Below are 16039 nucleotides of genomic sequence, written 5' to 3' on the forward strand. Positions count from 1 at the left end.
GTGAGGCCTCGCCGCAACGGCCATCGTAAGTCAGGACGCACCCGCATCGGGAGGTCCGTCGCCACGAAGGCGTGCACTCGCTCCGATGACCCAACGTCCGCACCGCCCGGAAGGTGCCGGGTTCCGGGCCCGTTTCCGGACGGCCGGGGAGGGTCGCCGACGGGTTCCCTCATCGCCGCGGAACCCGCGTACCCCCGGTCCGTGTCAGTGGGTGCCTTTAGGGTGCCCGGCATGACGAGCCTGCCGACGCCCGCCCTGGAACTCTCCGCCGACGAGGCCCGCCGCATCGCGCTGCGCGCGCAGGGCCTGCTCGGCGCCCCGGACCGCCGTGCCGGAGTCCGCGGTGTGCTGCGGAGCCTGGGCGCCGTCCAGCTGGACACCATCTCCGTGCTGGCCCGCTCGCACGAGCTGGTGCCGTACGCACGACTGGGCGCGGTCGGGCGGGAGACCGTCGAGTCGGCGTACTGGACGGGTTCGCACGCCTTCGAGTACTGGTCCCACGCCGCCTGCATCCTGCCGATCGAGGAGTGGCCGCACTTCGCCTTCCGCCGCCGGGCCCGGGCGGCACGCGGCCACCGCTGGCACGTCATGGAGGACTCCGAGCGCTCCTGCGCCGCCGTGCGGGACCGGCTCAGGAATGACGGCCCGCTGACCGCCTCGGAACTGGGCGGCGCCAAGAACGGCGGCGAGTGGTACGACTGGTCGGAGACGAAGATCGCGGTGGAGTGGCTCCTCGACACCGGCGAGGTGGTCTGCGCCCGGCGCCGCGGCTGGAAGCGGGTGTACGACCTCGCCGAGCGCGTCATACCGGACCCCGTCTTCCACGACGACCTCGACGACCGCGAGTGCGTGCGCCGGCTGGTCGCCCAGGCCGGAGCGGCGATGGGCGTGGCCACCCGCGCCGATCTCGCCGACTACCACCGGCTCAGGGCCGAGCAGGTCGACGAGGTCATCGCCGGCTCCGGACTGGTCCCGGTGACGGTCGAGGGCTGGGGCCGGCCCGCCGCGCGGGGTGGTTCCTCCTCGGGCCGGCCGCCGGGTGCGGCCTGGGCGGATCCCGCGGCTCTCAACGCCCCGCCGCGGGGGCGGCACCGCACGACCCTGCTCTCCCCGTTCGACTCGCTGATCTGGGACCGGCCGCGAACGGAGCGGATCTTCGGCTTCACCCACCGGCTGGAGGCATACGTTCCCAGACAGCGGCGGATCCACGGCTACTTCGCGATGCCGCTGCTGTCCGGCGGAAGGCTGCTCGGCCGGGTGGACCCGGCACGCGAGGGCGGCACCCTCGTCGCCCGGCAGCTGTCCCTGCTGAGCGGGCGGGCGGTGCGGCCGATGGCGGAGGCGCTGGCCGAGGCGGCCTCGTGGGTGGGGTGCACCGGCGTCCGCGTGGAGCGGATGGACCCGCCGGAGCTGGCCGGTCCGCTGGAGAAGGCCGTCGCCGAGCTCGTCGGCTGAGGCGCGGGACGAAGGCCGGCCGGTCAGTCCGGGAGGCCACAGCGGCGAGTGTCCCTGTCCCTGCACCCGCGGACCGCGGAACGGGCCGCGAGCCCGGCCGCCGCTCAGCGGATCTCCAGGATCTTCTCCCGCATCGCGTACACCACGGCCTCCATCCGGGAGTGCAGCTGCAGCTTCTCCAGGATGTTGCGCACATGGTTCTTCACGGTGTTCTCGCTGATGAAGAGCTCCTTGGCGATGTCCCGGTTGTTCATACCGGTGGCGACGAGCTTGAGCACCTCCAACTCGCGGTCGGTGAGCCGGGGCGCGGGCACCAGCCGGCGTTCGTCGGTGCGCTGGATCATCGACTTGAACTCGGTGAGCAGCTTGGAGGCCATCGAAGGGCTGATCTGCGACTGCCCGTCCGCGACCGCGCGAATGGCGGTCGCCACCTCGTCCGTGGAGATCTCCTTGAGGAGGTATCCGGTGGCCCCGGCCTTGATCGCCTCGTAGAGATCGGCCTCCTCATCGCTGATCGTCAACATGATGATCTTCGCGCTCGGAGCCACCTCCTTGAGCGACGTACACGCTTCGATGCCGCCCCGCTTCGGCATCCGCACGTCCATGAGCACGATGTCGGGCAGCAGGTCGGCCGCCTTCTCCACCGCCTCCGCGCCGTCCCCTGCCTCGCCGATGACCTCGATGTCCTCCTCCTGTGCGAGGACGATCTCCAGCCCGCGCCGGAAGAGGGCGTGATCGTCCACCACGAGGACCCGGATGGGCTCGGTGCGCGACCCGTTCGCGTCCGCACCGGTCTCGACGGCGCCCTCGCCGTCTCGGCCGGTCACGGGCCCGAAGCTGTCCGCCATGGTTCCTCCCCCCGAGGGCCTGGCCCTCGATCGCGTGCCGGGTCAACCCACCCCGGCGAACGGCGGGTTGACCGCCTCGCCATGATTCCATGCCCGGGTGGTGGAACGGTGCCTCCGCGGTCGCACGGTGGAGCCCCCGGGGGCGCACGGACGCTCCCGGGGGCATGGCCGCTCATCGCGCCATCGCGGGCCCTGGTCACCCGCCCAGCGCGCCACCGGCACCGCCGGGCGGTTCGGACACCATGGAATCCGCCTCCAGGTGGATCACGCCGTAGTCGTAGGCGTGACGGCGGTAGACCACACTGGGCTGCTTGGTCTCGGAGTCGACGAACAGGTAGAAGTCGTGCCCGACCAGCTCCATCTCGTAGAGCGCCTGGTCCAGGCTCATCGGAGCGGCGGTGTGGGTCTTCTCCCGGACCACCAGCGGCCCGTCGCCCTGGACCTCCAGGGGCCCGATCCGCTTGGTGGTCACGGTCTCCTCGGGAGGGGAGGCCACGGCCGCGTCGCCGTTCAGATGCTCGGCGAGCGGCGCGGTGGCCTCGGCGACACTGGTCGGTGTGCGGCCCGGGCCCCGGTGGACACGGCGCTTGTCACCCCGCTTGCGCAGCTGCGCGTCGAGCCGTGCCGTGGCCGCGTCCAGGGCGGCGTACGGATCGGCGGCGGCGGCCTCCGCCCTGATCACCGGTCCGCGGGTCCGCAGAGTGATCTCCACCCGGTCGGACCGGTTCGCCTGCCGCGGGTTGTGCTCCTTGGACACCTCGACGTCGAGGCTGATCACCTTGCCGTCGAGCCGCTGGATCTTGTCCAGCTTCAGCTTCTCGGCCACGTGCTTGCGAAAGCGCTCGGGTACCTCGGTCTTGCGGCCCTTGACGACGATGTCCACGCAGAACTCCGTTCCGGGTCGCCCCGCTCGGGGCGGAGCGCATCCCTCTTGCCCTCGGTCCGGACGGCCGCCCCGGGACGGGGCCCGTCCGGCACTGCGTCTGCCGCACCACCACGACGCGGAGCCGGGTGCCGCGGCTTTCACCTCCTCCTCCCCAGCCGACGAGATCAACACCCCATCGGCTCCCGGGTCGGCGGTCGTGCTCTGACTCGCACCTGTCCTCGCCAGGTCACGCCAAAACCCGCCAGAAGTGGGATAAAACCCGCCACCTCTCACAACCGAACATAACGCGCCCGAACCAGGGATGGCACCCCTTGGCGGCCTCCGTCTCGTCCGGACGCAGCGTTCCCCTCTCGCCCAGGTCACCCTCTCTCACCTGTAACGACGCGCACCCCGTGTCGGTTCCGGCCCGGCGTCCCGGGCCCGGTCCCGGAAGGCACTGGGCGGCGCCGCGACCACCGCCGCACCGATCACCTTCCCACCCGCTGAACGAACCGAACGTGCCGATTCCGCCAGCGACGCGCCCGTGGTCATCAGGTCGTCCACCAGGACCACCGGAGCGGACCGGAGCAGTTCCCCCGCCCGCCCCGCCACCTCGAGGGCACCCGCCAGATTGGCGGCCCGTGCCCGCGCCGGCAGCCCCGACTGGTCGGCCACCGTCCGCCGGTGACGCAGCGCGGGCACCACCCGGACCGCCCGCCCCTCCCCCCGCAGCACCGCGGCAGCCGCGAGGGCGATGCGGCGGGTCGGGTCATGACCCCGGCGCGCGACCGACCGGCGCGCCGACGGCACCGGGACGAGCAGCCACGGCTCCCGACCGCGGACCGGCGACGGGACGGCACCGGCCAGTGCGGCGCCCAGCGGCCCGGCGAGTGACAGGGCGCCCCGCTCCTTGTGCGCCAGCAGCACGGACCGGACCTCGCTCCCGTACGGCGCGGCCGCGCGCACCGGCGGCAGTCCCGCGGGCGACGGCACCGGCCGTACCGGGACCGCGCCCCGTCCGGTCAGCGCCGCGTGGCACCGACCGCACAGTGCCGTGCACGGCCGGCCGCACCCCGCGCAGTCGGCCGGCAGCACCAGTTCCGTGATCTCCCGCCACCACCCCCGCATGGCGATCACTCTGCCCCGCGGCCCGCCGGCCCCGCCACCCCTGTGGACAACCTGCGCGCACCCGGAGCACCCCGGGCCGGGGGCGGGTGCGGGCGGCCGTATCGCTACCCCGGATAGACCGGCTCCGACCCCTTCTCGGTCACCAACTGCCAGTTCGCGCCCATCGGGGGCAGCCTGACGATCCCGTCCTCGGAATCGGCGAGCAGCGGCTTGTCCTCGTCCTCCGATGCCGCCACGGCTGTCACGCCGTTGGCGCCCGGCAGCGGCGGGGTGTTCACCGCCGAGCCGTCCGTCCGCACGTACAGCAACTGCTGCACGCCGGAGGCGCGGCCGACGACCACCAGCCGGCTCACCCCCGCCCAGGACGCCGACTCCACATGCTCCAGAGTCGGCGTCACCGGGCGCAGGTCGTTCACCGACAGCGGCGGCTTGCCGGGGCCGCTGCCCGTCCGTTCGATCCGGCCCAGTTCCAGGGACGTGCGCTCCCCGCGCTCGACGACCAGGGCGATCCGCACACCGTCCGAAGCCACCCGGAGCGATTCGATCCGCCCGTCCCCCAGAGAGGGGACCACGACCTCCCGCGCCTCCTTCGCCCCCCGGGGCAGATACAGCAGCTGCGGGCTGTCCGGGTCCCGGTCCGCGATCCACAGGTTGCCGCCCCCGTCCCAGCTGGGCCGGGACAGGCCGTCCTCCGGCCGCCCGGCCCGGCTGTGCAGCACCACCTCACCGGGCTCGGCACCCGTCTCGATCGGCGCCATGTACAGCGAGCGCCCGTCCTGCGAGACACCGGCCGCCAGCCGTTCACTGCGGGCGACCGCGACCGACCGCAGCGCCACCTGCCCGTCGCCGAAGGGACCGGCGACCAGTGACGGCACCTCACCGCCGGGCGGCAGGCTCGCCAGCCGCCCGCGGGCGTCCAGGAAGTACTGGCGCTCGGACGGCTCCCGCAGCCCCGCCGGGGCGTACGCGTCCGCCTGGCCGCGGTTGACCACGCACAGCCGCGATCCCTTGGGATCAGCCAGATCCACCTGGCTCACCTGGGCCGACGCCAGATCCTGCACGGCGAAGAGCAGTTGCGCGGCCATCTGGTTGCACTGCACCGGGCCCACCCGCGAGCCGCGGTCGTTGAGCCGGACCCGCACCCCGTTGGAGTCGTCCAGGGAGAGCGTCTCGTCGGCCAGTCGCGTTCCCGCGGGGAATTTCGTCTCGACCACCGGGTCGAGCCAGCTGCTGGGCCCCTTGAGCAGCGCCTTGACGGTCGACGTGACCAGATCCTCGCGCTTGCCCACCCGCTTGCGCAGGTAGACGGGGTCCGCGACCAGCACGTCCCCGCCGGTCCCGCTGTCCTCGTGGGAGCCGGGCACCGCGAAGTAGTACTTGTTGACAGGACGGTAGATCCGTTCGAAATCCGAGCGGCCGAGCACCAGTCCCCGCGGCGGCTGGTCGATCCGCCACTCGCCGCCCACCTTCGTCAGCCGCACCCGCGTCTCGTACGGGGCCTCCTCCGGCCGGTAGGCCTGATCCTGGTCCACAGCGGCGATCTGGTCACCGCTCAGCACCGCCACAGCGGAGTCGTCCTGCCGGTCACCGGCCCGGAGATCCATGCGGGGCACCGGGCCGTCGGCGAGCACCGTGGTCACCGAGGACGGCCGCCAGCGGCGGGACGCCTCCTTGGTCAGATACTGCCGCGCCGTGCGGAAATCGGCCTCGTCACTGGTCGTCGCCTCCAGGAAGCCCCGCACGATGTCGGCCGGCAGCTCTCCCTTTCTCGGCGGCACTCCGAACACCCGTACCTGTGCGTCGGCGTCGGCCCGCTGGGACACGTCCACCCGGCGCACCCCTCCGCTGTCCGGCATCGAGGCACAGCCGGCCATCAGAACCCCGCAGAGCGCCAGTGCACCGCCGCGCAGCGGGGCCCCGGGCCTCCTCCGTCCGTACCAACGCTGGTCAGGCCTCACCCGAGCCGTCCTCCTGATCGTCGTCACCCCGGCCCTGCCGCGCGGCGCCGGCACCGGCCCCCCGTGCCGCCGTCGGCTGCCCGCCCTCACCCCGCGCCACCACCCGGGTGCCGCTGCCCGGCAGCGCCGCGGGGTCCGCCACCGCGGGCGCGGGCCGCGGCGAGGGCGGCGCACCGGGGACTGCGGCGCGGGCCGCTCCCGGTTCCGCCGGATCGCTGTCCTGCGCCTGTTCCCGGTTGCGCCGGGAGTCCTCCGGCTCCAGGGGGATGGGAGAGCCGCGGAGGGCGCCGTCGGCCGTGCGCGGCAGCGTCAGCCGGAACTGGGAGCCGCCGCCCGGTTCCCCCCATGCCTGCAGCCAGCCCCCGTGCAGCCGTGCGTCCTCGACGGCGATCGACAGGCCGAGCCCGGTCCCGCCGGTGGTCCGGGCGCGGGCCGGGTCGGCCCGCCAGAAGCGGTTGAAGACCCGGGTCGCCTCGCCCGGCTTGAGCCCGACACCGTAGTCCCGTACGGCCACGGCGACGGCGCCGCCCGCGGCAGCCAGCCGCACCACGACATCGCGCCCCTCGCCGTGTTCCACGGCGTTGACCACGAGGTTGCGCAGCACCCGCTCGATCCGCCGCGGATCCGCCTCGGCGATCACCGGCTGCTCGGCTCCGCGCACGACGATGCGGCTGCCCTTGTTCTCCGCGAGCGGCTCAGCCCCCTCGATCACCTGGTCGACCACGGTGCGCAAATCGATCGGTTCGGCCTCCAGGGCGGCCGCTCCGGCGTCGAACCGGCTGATCTCCAGGAGATCGGCCAGCAGCGACTCGAAGCGGTCCAGCTGTCCGCGGAGCAGTTCCGCGGAGCGTGCGGTCACCGGATCGAAGTCGTCCCGCGCGTCATGGATGACCTCGGCGGCCATCCGTACCGTCGTCAGCGGGGTGCGCAGCTCGTGGGAGACGTCGGAGACGAAACGCCGCTGCATCCGCGAGAGCTCCTCCAGCTGCTGGATCTTGTGCTGGAGGTTCTTCGCCATCTTGTTGAACGATTCGCCGAGCCGCGCGATGTCGTCCTCGCCGGTGACCTTCATCCGCTCCTGAAGCAGACCGGCCGCGAGCCGTTCGGAGATCCCCGCCGCCATCCGCACCGGTGTCACGACCTGCCGCACCACCACCCAGGCGATGGCACCGAGCAGCACGACGACGAACACTCCCGCGGTCGCCAGAGTCGTCTTGACCAGGCTCAGCGACTTCTCCTCCTGGGTGAACGGGAAGAGGTAGTAGAGCTGGTACGGGTTGCCGTTGACGTCGTTGAGCTGCTTGCCGATCGCCAGCGCCGGCTCCCCGGCCCCGGAACTCCGGATGATGCGGGTGTGCTGCATATACGTGCCGGGCTCGGCGTCCAGGGAGTCCCGCAGCGCCTGCGGCACGCTCTGCTCGGGCTGCACATCGCCGGAGGAGCGCGGCGCACGGGTACCGGAGCTGTCGTCCACGAACGGCTGTTCGGTGTCCGAGCTGAGCGCCACCACCGAGTAGACGCCCTGGCCGCCGCTGGCGAGCTGCTGCACCAGATCGGTCAGCCAGACACCGGAGTTCAGCTGGGCCCGGGTGCCCGGGGTGGCGCCGGGCTCGCCCCGCGCGTCCGCGTCGGCCTGGTCCTGGGCCACCTTGAAACCACCGGCCGCCTGCGACTGCGCGGCGCTGGTCTTGGCGTCCTGGAGTCCGTTGCGCACCTGGCCGATCACCACGACGCCGAGCAGCAGCACCACGCCGAGCGACATCAGCAGCGTGCTCGCGACCACCCGAAGCTGGATATTGCGCCGCCACAGCCGGAGGGCCGCCAGCAGCGGCCGCCGCACCCAGCGCAGCACCATGCGCAGCAGTGGGTTGACCGGACCGCCCGGCGCCCCGTCCTGCAACAGCCCGCCGCCCTGCCGGAGGCGGTCGTACAGCGAGATCCTGCCCACCGGATCGACGGGCCGCCCCTCGTTGCGCTCCGGAGCAGCACCGTGCCCGGCCATGTCAGCCTGGTCCCGCCTTGTATCCGACGCCACGGACCGTCACCACGATCTCCGGCCGCTCCGGGTCCTTCTCGACCTTCGAGCGCAGCCGCTGCACATGCACATTGACCAGCCGCGTATCCGCGGCGTGCCGATAGCCCCACACCTGTTCCAGAAGCACCTCCCGGGTGAAGACCTGCCACGGCTTGCGCGCCAGCGCCACCAGCAGATCGAACTCAAGAGGGGTCAGAGCGATCGACTGCCCGTCCCGCTTCACCGAGTGGCCCGCGACATCGATCACGAGATCACCGATCGCCAGCTGCTCCGGCGCGGGCTCCTCGGAGCGCCGCAGCCGTGCGCGGATCCGCGCCACCAGCTCCTTGGGCTTGAACGGCTTGACGATGTAGTCGTCGGCGCCGGACTCCAGGCCCACCACCACGTCGACGGTGTCGCTCTTCGCCGTCAGCATGACGATCGGCACCCCGGACTCCGCCCGGATCAGCCGGCACACCTCGATGCCGTCCCGGCCGGGCAGCATCAGATCGAGCAGCACCAGGTCGGGCTTCGTCTCGCGGAAGGCGGCCAGAGCCCTGTCACCGTCCGCGACGAACGATGGTTCGAAGCCCTCGCCGCGCAGCACGATGCCGAGCATCTCTGCCAGTGCGGTGTCGTCATCGACGACGAGAACGCGTCCCTTCATACCGACATCATCCCATTAGCTGATCGTGACCTGGCGTGACCTGGAGCACAGGTCCCCGATTGCGTCCCCCGTGACAGGCGATACGACACCGTGCTCGGTGACGATCGCCGTCACCAATTCCGGCGGAGTGACGTCGAAGGCCGGATTGTACGCCTGAGTCCCCAACGGGGCCAGCGATATGCCCACTCCCGCTTCCCGTACGAGGCCGGGGACTTGGGGCGGCACGATCTCCGTCACCTCGTGCCCCGGCCGCTGCTCCACCTCGATCGAGGCGCCGTCCGGGGTCTCCGGGTCCACCGTGGTGCTCGGCGCCACCACGATGAACGGGACATGGTGGTACCGCGCCAGCACCGCCAGCGGATAGCTGCCGACCTTGTTGGCCACCGAGCCGTCCGCCGCGATACGGTCCGCGCCGATCAGCACCGCGTCCACCTCCCCCGAGGAGAAGAGCGAACCGGCCGCGTTGTCCGACAGCAGCGTGTACGCCATGCCGTTCCGCGCCGCCTCCCAGGCGGTCAGCCGGGAACCCTGCAGCAGCGGACGGGTCTCGTCCACCCACAGCCGTCGCAGCTCACCCATGCGGTGCACCTCGCGCGCCACCGCGAGAGCCGTGCCCTCACCTCCGGACACCAGCCTCCCCGTATTGCAGTGGGTGAGCAACCGGTAGCCACCGCCCGGCAGCAGCTCACGCAGCAGGGCCACACCGTGCTCCGCCATCCGCAAGCTCGCCTCGGCGTCCTGCCGGTGCAGTTCCCGCGCCGCGGTGAGCGCCGCGGCGGCCGCCTCCTCCGGCCCGCCGCCACCGGCGGCCGCCTTCCGGTACGCGGCCAGCGCCCGGCGGACCCCGTAACCGAGGTTGACAGCGGTGGGGCGAGCCCCGGAGAGCAGCCCGGCCGCCTCCTCCACGTCATAACCGCGTACGGCGGCCAGCGCGACACCGTACGCGCCCGCGAGCCCCAGCAGCGGGGCACCTCGCACGGCGAGGGTGCGGATGGCCTCCACCAGCGCCGGCACATCGGTGCACACCAGCTCGGTTTCCTCAGCAGGCAGCCGGGTCTGGTCGAGCAGCACCAGTACCGGGCCCTCCGGAGGCTCGTCCCAGCGCAATGAGGGAAGGAGGGCGGGGTCGCCGGCCGCCGTGAGGTCCGCGTTCTGATCAACCATCCGTCCAGTCTGCCGGTGCGGAGGAAAGATCAGAAGGTGCCCTCGGCTCCCGGAAGGAGGGCCCGCCCCACCGTGGGCGGGCCCCGTGGCACGATGGCAGCCAACCAGCCGTCGCCGCGCGCCCGGCCGACAGTCGTCGGCACAGCCGGGACGGCCCGCGGACGGCACCGCGAAGGAGCGACGATGAACGACTCTCCGGGCTGGGCCTCGCCCGGATCGGCCCCCTCCGGCGACCCGGGACGGCAGGACGGAGACCCGGCCGGCCCCGACCGGGACGACACCGGCAGCAGCAGCGCCGGGCGGCCCCCGGTCAACTGGTCCAAGGAACAGCCCCCCGGCGGCCAGTGGGCCGCGCCCGCCGGCTCCGGACCGACCCCGCCGCCGGGAGGCGGCGGCTGGGGAACCGGCTGGGCACCCGCGCCCGCCGCGGCCAAACCGGGCATCATCCCGCTCCGGCCGCTGGGCATCGGTGAGATCCTCGACGGTGCCGTCTCGACGATGCGGGAGCACTGGCGCACGGTCCTGGGCATCTCCCTCGCCGTCGCCGTGATCACCCAGACCGTCTCCACGGTCACCACCGGGATCTGGTTCAACGACCAGGCCGGGCTGGCCGCCCTGGAGAACGACCCCGACCCGACGCCCGACGAGATCCTGGACGCCATCAGCGGCACCCTGACCGGCAGCGCCGTCACCGGGATCGTCAGCATGCTGGGCACCATCATCGCCACCGCCGTGCTGACCATGGTCGTCAGCCAGGCGGTTCTCGGCCGCCCGGTGACGACCGGTGACGCCTGGCGCAGCGCGCGGCCCCAACTCCCGCGCCTCTTCGGCCTGCTCCTGCTGATCCCGCTGATCATCCTGACCATCACCCTCGCGGCGATGGCCCCCGGGCTGATCCTGACCGCGACCGGTCCCACCGCCGCCGGGGCCGCACTCACGCTCGCGGGAGGGGCCGCCGCCCTCGTCGTGGCGATCTGGCTGTGGGTCCGCTTCAGCCTGGCCGCTCCGGCCCTCATGCTGGAACGGCAGGGCGTCGTCACCTCTCTGCGCCGCTCTGCCAAGCTCGTCCGGGGCGCCTGGTGGCGGGTGTTCGGTATCCAACTGCTGACCCTGGTCCTGCTGGTGTTCGTCGCGGCCGTCATCGAGATCCCCACCAGCCTGATCGCCGTGGTCGTCGGTGGCGAGAGCGCCGCCGACTGGATGGCCGGCGAAACCGCGGAGGCGGGCTGGCTCTTCCTCATCGTCCTCGGCATCGGCGCCGTGATCAGCTCGACCATCACCTTCCCCATCAGCGCCGGCGTCACAGCTCTCCTCTACATGGACCAGCGGATCCGTCGGGAAGCCCTCGATCTGGAGCTGGGCCGCGCTGCGGGCCTCCCGGGCTACGGAACGCCGGGCCCCGGAAGCGACCGGGCCGACGGCACCACCCCGGGGAGCTGATGCGGTGATCCCGGCAGCGGACGGTCTCACGGCGGCGCGGTACGCGATCCGCACGGCGGACGACGTCCCGGTGCGGATCCGGCGCCTGCCCGCCCGCGAGGCGGCGGAGGACGAACTCTCGAAGCGGATGTACCAGCAGGACGAACCGGGCCTGCTCCGGCGCGCCCTCGGCCGCTTCTGGGAATGGGTGGACACCCTCTTCACCGCCGCGGCCGGGGTGACCCCCGGCGGCGCGGTGGGCCTGGCCGTCGTCATCGCCGTACTCCTCCTCCTCGTCGTGGCGCTCCGTCTGCGCCTCGGCCCGCTGCACCGCACTCCCGCCGCCGCGGTCACACTCTTCGACGACCGGCCGAGGAGCGCCGCTGAACACCGAACGGCCGCTGAACGGCATGCCGCCGCCCACGAATGGGACCTGGCCGTACGGGAACGGATGAGAGCCCTCGTCCGGTCACTGGAGGAACGCGCCCTGCTCGACCCGCGCCCCGGCCGCACCGCCGACGAGGCCGCCACCGAGGCCGGACGCCCTCTGCCCGCTCACGCGGACCGGCTGCGCGCCGCCGCCCGGGACTTCGACGACATCACCTACGGCGGCCGTCCCGGCACCGCCGAGACCTACGCCGGACTCCGGGATCTGGACGTCGAGCTCCAGCACAGCAGGCCGCGGCCCGCCGCGGCCGGGGCTGGTGGGAGCTCGTGACCCGGGCCGCCGCCGAGACCTCGGCCACCCCCACCGCCCACCAGCTCTGGGCCAGGTCCCGCGGCTTGCTGCTCGCCCTGGCCCTCCTCGTACTCGCGGGAGTCGTCCTCGCCGCCGTGCGCTCCGGTGAACAGCACGGCCGGCTCGACCCGCGCTCCGCCGATCGCTACGGCAGCCGCGCTGTCGCCGAGCTGCTGGCCGACCGCGGGGTATGGATCACCGTGGTCACCACCACCGCAGAGGCCACCGCCGCTGCCGGTCCGGACACCACTCTGCTGATTACCAACCCCGATCTCCTCACCGAGCGCCAGCGGAAAGCCCTGCGGAGCGCCGCCTCGGCACCCCGCGTGCGTACCGTCCTCCTCGCCCCCGGTCCCGCCGCCACCCGAACGCTGGCCCCCGCCGTGGAGGTGGCCGAACCGGCCCAGGTCTCCCCCCGCCCTCCGGACTGTGATCTTCCCGCCGCCCGCCGGGCCGGAGACGCCGAACTCGGCGGTATCCGCTACTCCCCTTCCGCTGAGGCCCCGGACGCGGAAAGCTGCTATCTCAGCGATGGTCTCCCGAGCCTGGTACGGCTCCCTGCCCCCGGCAGCCGCGACACCATCCTGCTCGGTTCGCCCGACATCCTCCTCAACGACCGGCTCGCGCAACGCGGCAACGCCTCCCTGGCCCTCCAGCTCCTCGGCTCCCGGGAGCAGCTGATCTGGTATCTGCCCTCACTGGACGACTCCGCCGCCTCCGACGGCGGAGACCAGGGCCTCCTCCAGCTCCTGCCCTCGGGCTGGCTCTGGGGAGCGGCACAGCTCGGCGTCGCGGCCCTGTTCGCCGCCCTGTGGCGAGCCCGGCGTCTGGGGCCACTCACCCCTGAAAGACTTCCGGTCGCCATCAGGGCCTCGGAGACCACCGAGGGCCGGGCCCGTCTGTACCACCAGGCGCACGCACGGGACCGCGCGGCCGAGGTCCTTCGGTCCGCCACCAGGAGCCGCCTCGCCCCGGCCGTCGGCGTGGCCGGTGCCCTGGCCCACCGGCCCGATGTCCTCTGCCCGGCGCTGGCCGCCCGTCTCCCCGCTACCGGCCCCGATGTCACTGCGCTGCTCTTCGGACCGGTACCACCCGACGACCAGTCGCTGATCCGCCTCACCGACGAACTCGACCGCCTCGAACGGACCGTCACCACAGGCATCCCGGTTCCCCCCGCCGTATCCCCCGACTCAACTCCCGCCAAGGAAAAGGACATCACCTCGTGAGCGCCCCGACCGCCGACAGCGCCCGCGCCTCCCTGGAGGCGTTGAGGACCGAGATCGCCAAAGCCGTGGTCGGCCAGGACCCGGCCATCACTGGCATGGTCGTCGCGCTTCTCTGCCGCGGCCACGTCCTGCTGGAAGGAGTCCCCGGAGTCGCCAAGACCCTGCTCGTACGTGCCCTGGCCGCTTCACTCGAACTCGACATGAAACGTGTCCAGTTCACCCCGGACCTCATGCCGAGCGATGTCACCGGCTCCCTCGTCTATGACGCACGCACAGCCGAGTTCTCCTTCCAGCCCGGTCCCGTCTTCACCCATCTTCTCCTGGCCGACGAGATCAACCGCACTCCGCCCAAGACCCAGGCCTCTCTGCTGGAGGCCATGGAAGAACGCCAAGTCACCGTTGACGGCGTTCCCCGCCCGCTGCCCGAACCGTTCCTGGTGGCAGCGACACAGAACCCCGTGGAGTACGAGGGCACCTATCCACTGCCGGAAGCCCAGCTCGACCGCTTCCTGCTGAAGCTGACCGTCCCCCTGCCCTCCCGCGAAGACGAGACGGCCGTGCTCATGCGTCACGCACAGGGATTCAACCCGGGAGACCTCCAGGCCGCCGGTCTGCGGCCCGTGGCGAACGCCACCGATCTCGCTGCGGCCCGCACCGCCGTCGCCGAAACCTCCGTCTCCCCCGACATCGCCGCCTATGTCGTCGATATCTGCCGTGCCACCCGGGACTCCCCCTCCCTCTCGCTCGGCGTCTCGCCGCGAGGCGCCACCGCTCTTCTGTCGACCTCCCGGGCCTGGGCCTGGCTCACCGGACGCGACTACGTCATCCCCGACGATGTGAAAGCCCTCGCCCTGCCCACACTTCGCCACCGCCTCCAACTACGCCCGGAGGCCGAGATGGAGGGCATCACGCCGGACTCCGTAATCCAGGCAGTCCTCGCCAACGTCCCCGTCCCCCGCTGAACGGCGCGATGAACCATGGCCCTCACCGGACGAACCGCTCTGATCGCCTCCCTCGGCGCCTTGGTCACTGGCCTGCTGACGCCCAGCGCAACCGGGCTGCTCCTCGTGAATCTCCCCCTGCTGCTGGCAATTCTCGGAGACCTCGCACTCGCCGCGCCAGTGCGCACCCTCCGCTTCACTCGATCCGGTGATACGTCAGTTCGACTCGGCGAACAAGCGTCCGTCGACCTCACCATCACCAACCCCCAGGGCCGCCGGTTGCGCGCCCTCGTGCGCGACGCGTGGCCCCCGAGCGTGCTGCCGCCGCACGCCCCCACTGCCGGGACCCGCCACCGGCTGACCGTCCCGGGAGGCGAACAACGACGCGTGACCACCCTGCTGCGGCCCACGCGTCGCGGCGACCGCGCACCCGGCCGAGTCACCGTACGGTCCTACGGTCCGCTCGGGCTGGCGGCCCGGCAGGGCCACCACCACGTGGCCTGGCGCCTCCGCGTCCTGCCACCGTTCCCCAGTCGCCGCCACCTCCCGGCAAAGCTCGCCAGACTCCGCGAGCTGGACGGCCGAACCAGTCTCTTGACACGCGGTGAGGGGACCGAATTCGACAGCCTGCGCGCATACGTTCCCGGTGACGACACGCGCTCCATCGACTGGCGAGCCACGGCCCGCCAGTCGTCCGTCGCCGTCCGCACCTGGCGTCCGGAACGCAACCGCCACATCCTGCTCGTCCTCGACACCGGACGAACCTCGGCAGGCCGGGTGGGCGACATCCCCCGACTCGATGCCGCCATGGACGCCGCGCTACTCCTCACCGCCCTGGCGGGCCGCGCCGGGGACCAGGTCGGACTCCTGGCCTATGACCGGCGGATCCGGGCCTCCGTACAAGGCCGCACGGCGGGCGATCTCCTGCCGGCCGTGGTCGGCGCCCTGGCGCCCCTGGAACCCGAACTCGTCGAGACCGACTCCCACGGCATGGCCGCCGCCGCTCTGCGAACCGCCCCGCGCCATGCGTTGATCGTCCTGCTGACCACTCTGGACGCGGCCCCCATCGAGGAAGGCCTGCTGCCGGTACTGCCCCGACTCACGCACCGCCACACCGTCCTGCTGGCCGCCGTGGCAGATCCCCACGTCCAGCAGATGGTGGAAGCCCGGGGCTCCGCGGAGGCTGTTTACCAGGCTGCGGCCGGCACCCGCGCCCAGGCAGAGCGGACTCGCACGGCGGACCGACTCCGCCGTCACGGCGTTACGGTCGTCGACGCCACCCCCGCGGACCTCGCCCCGGCCCTGGCGGACGCCTACCTTGCGCTCAAAGCGGCTGGCCGTCTCTAAGCCAGTCTTGCTCCCGAGCCTCTGGAACGGTGCTCATCCCTGCTGTTTCTGCCTTCCGTGCCCAAGGATCACGCCGCGAGAGAAGGCCCCATAAACAAAAAAGCCGGGTTTCCCGGCCGCCTACGGCCCGGGAAACCCGGCTTCACAAGAATTGTTCGGCGGCGTCCTACTCTCCCACAGGGTCCCCCCTGCAGTACCATCGGCGCTGAAAGGCTTAGCTTCCGGGTTCGGAATGTAACCGGGCGTTTCCCTCACGCTATAACCACCG

13 protein-coding genes and 1 rRNA gene are annotated in these 16039 nt (G+C 72.3%); 6 read left to right on the top strand and 8 right to left on the bottom strand.

Annotated elements, in window-relative coordinates; translation table 11 throughout:
- The first annotated feature begins 231 nt into the window (after window positions 1-231).
- A complete protein-coding gene (locus KBZ10_RS24200) occupies window positions 232-1455 on the top strand; it encodes a winged helix-turn-helix domain-containing protein (protein ID WP_210989833.1) in 1224 nt (407 codons plus the stop codon).
- A gap of 104 nt (window positions 1456-1559) precedes the next feature.
- Here KBZ10_RS24200 and KBZ10_RS24205 read toward each other — a convergent pair whose 3' ends face one another.
- From KBZ10_RS24205 to mtnA, 7 genes are all read right to left on the bottom strand, one after another.
- On the bottom strand, window positions 1560-2303 hold the full coding sequence (locus KBZ10_RS24205) for a response regulator transcription factor (RefSeq protein WP_210989834.1): 744 nt from the start codon (window positions 2301-2303) through the stop codon (window positions 1560-1562).
- Between the two features lie 196 nt (window positions 2304-2499).
- Window positions 2500-3186 (bottom strand): ribosome hibernation-promoting factor, HPF/YfiA family, encoded by a 687-nt coding sequence (hpf, locus tag KBZ10_RS24210; RefSeq protein ID WP_210989835.1) that lies wholly within the window; start codon window positions 3184-3186, stop codon window positions 2500-2502.
- A 372-nt stretch (window positions 3187-3558) separates the two neighbouring features.
- The gene (locus tag KBZ10_RS24215) at window positions 3559-4161 is read right to left on the bottom strand and encodes a phosphoribosyltransferase family protein (protein ID WP_307847581.1); all 603 of its coding nucleotides are present in this window, start codon (window positions 4159-4161) and stop codon (window positions 3559-3561) included.
- Between the two features lie 239 nt (window positions 4162-4400).
- Window positions 4401-6254: an LpqB family beta-propeller domain-containing protein gene (locus KBZ10_RS24220; protein WP_307847582.1), complete on the bottom strand. Its 1854-nt coding sequence runs from the start codon at window positions 6252-6254 to the stop codon at window positions 4401-4403.
- Window positions 6244-8256 (bottom strand): MtrAB system histidine kinase MtrB, encoded by a 2013-nt coding sequence (gene mtrB, locus KBZ10_RS24225; RefSeq protein ID WP_210989838.1) that lies wholly within the window; start codon window positions 8254-8256, stop codon window positions 6244-6246. The genes KBZ10_RS24220 and mtrB overlap by 11 nt, the downstream gene beginning before the upstream one ends.
- Window position 8257: 1 nt before the next feature.
- Window positions 8258-8935, bottom strand: a complete 678-nt coding sequence (mtrA, locus tag KBZ10_RS24230) for a two-component system response regulator MtrA (protein ID WP_043471206.1) — start codon at window positions 8933-8935, stop codon at window positions 8258-8260.
- A gap of 15 nt (window positions 8936-8950) precedes the next feature.
- Window positions 8951-10099, bottom strand: a complete 1149-nt coding sequence (gene mtnA, locus KBZ10_RS24235) for an S-methyl-5-thioribose-1-phosphate isomerase (RefSeq protein ID WP_210989839.1) — start codon at window positions 10097-10099, stop codon at window positions 8951-8953.
- A gap of 183 nt (window positions 10100-10282) precedes the next feature.
- Here mtnA and KBZ10_RS24240 point away from each other — a divergent pair, with 183 nt between their 5' ends.
- Genes KBZ10_RS24240 through KBZ10_RS24255 form a run of 5 tightly spaced genes read left to right on the top strand, consistent with a single transcriptional unit; the run spans window position 10283 to window position 15771 of the window.
- Window positions 10283-11539, top strand: a complete 1257-nt coding sequence (locus KBZ10_RS24240) for a hypothetical protein (RefSeq protein ID WP_210989840.1) — start codon at window positions 10283-10285, stop codon at window positions 11537-11539.
- A 4-nt stretch (window positions 11540-11543) separates the two neighbouring features.
- Complete coding sequence (locus tag KBZ10_RS29750) at window positions 11544-12236, top strand: DUF4129 domain-containing protein (protein WP_374223407.1); 693 nt, start codon at window positions 11544-11546, stop codon at window positions 12234-12236.
- Window positions 12233-13483: a DUF4350 domain-containing protein gene (locus KBZ10_RS24245; RefSeq protein ID WP_307847583.1), complete on the top strand. Its 1251-nt coding sequence runs from the start codon at window positions 12233-12235 to the stop codon at window positions 13481-13483. Before KBZ10_RS29750 ends, KBZ10_RS24245 begins: the two co-directional genes overlap by 4 nt.
- Window positions 13480-14445 (top strand): MoxR family ATPase, encoded by a 966-nt coding sequence (locus tag KBZ10_RS24250; protein ID WP_307847584.1) that lies wholly within the window; start codon window positions 13480-13482, stop codon window positions 14443-14445. The genes KBZ10_RS24245 and KBZ10_RS24250 overlap by 4 nt, the downstream gene beginning before the upstream one ends.
- Window positions 14446-14460: 15 nt before the next feature.
- Entirely contained in the window at window positions 14461-15771 is a 1311-nt protein-coding gene (locus KBZ10_RS24255; protein WP_210989842.1) for a DUF58 domain-containing protein, read from the top strand.
- A 153-nt stretch (window positions 15772-15924) separates the two neighbouring features.
- On the opposite strand, the gene rrf is transcribed toward KBZ10_RS24255, so the two are convergent.
- Window positions 15925-16039 (bottom strand): 5S ribosomal RNA (gene rrf, locus KBZ10_RS24260); the annotation flags it as partial.

It is taken from the genome of Streptomyces sp. F63 (assembly GCF_018070345.1).
GTDB lineage: Bacteria > Actinomycetota > Actinomycetes > Streptomycetales > Streptomycetaceae > Streptomyces.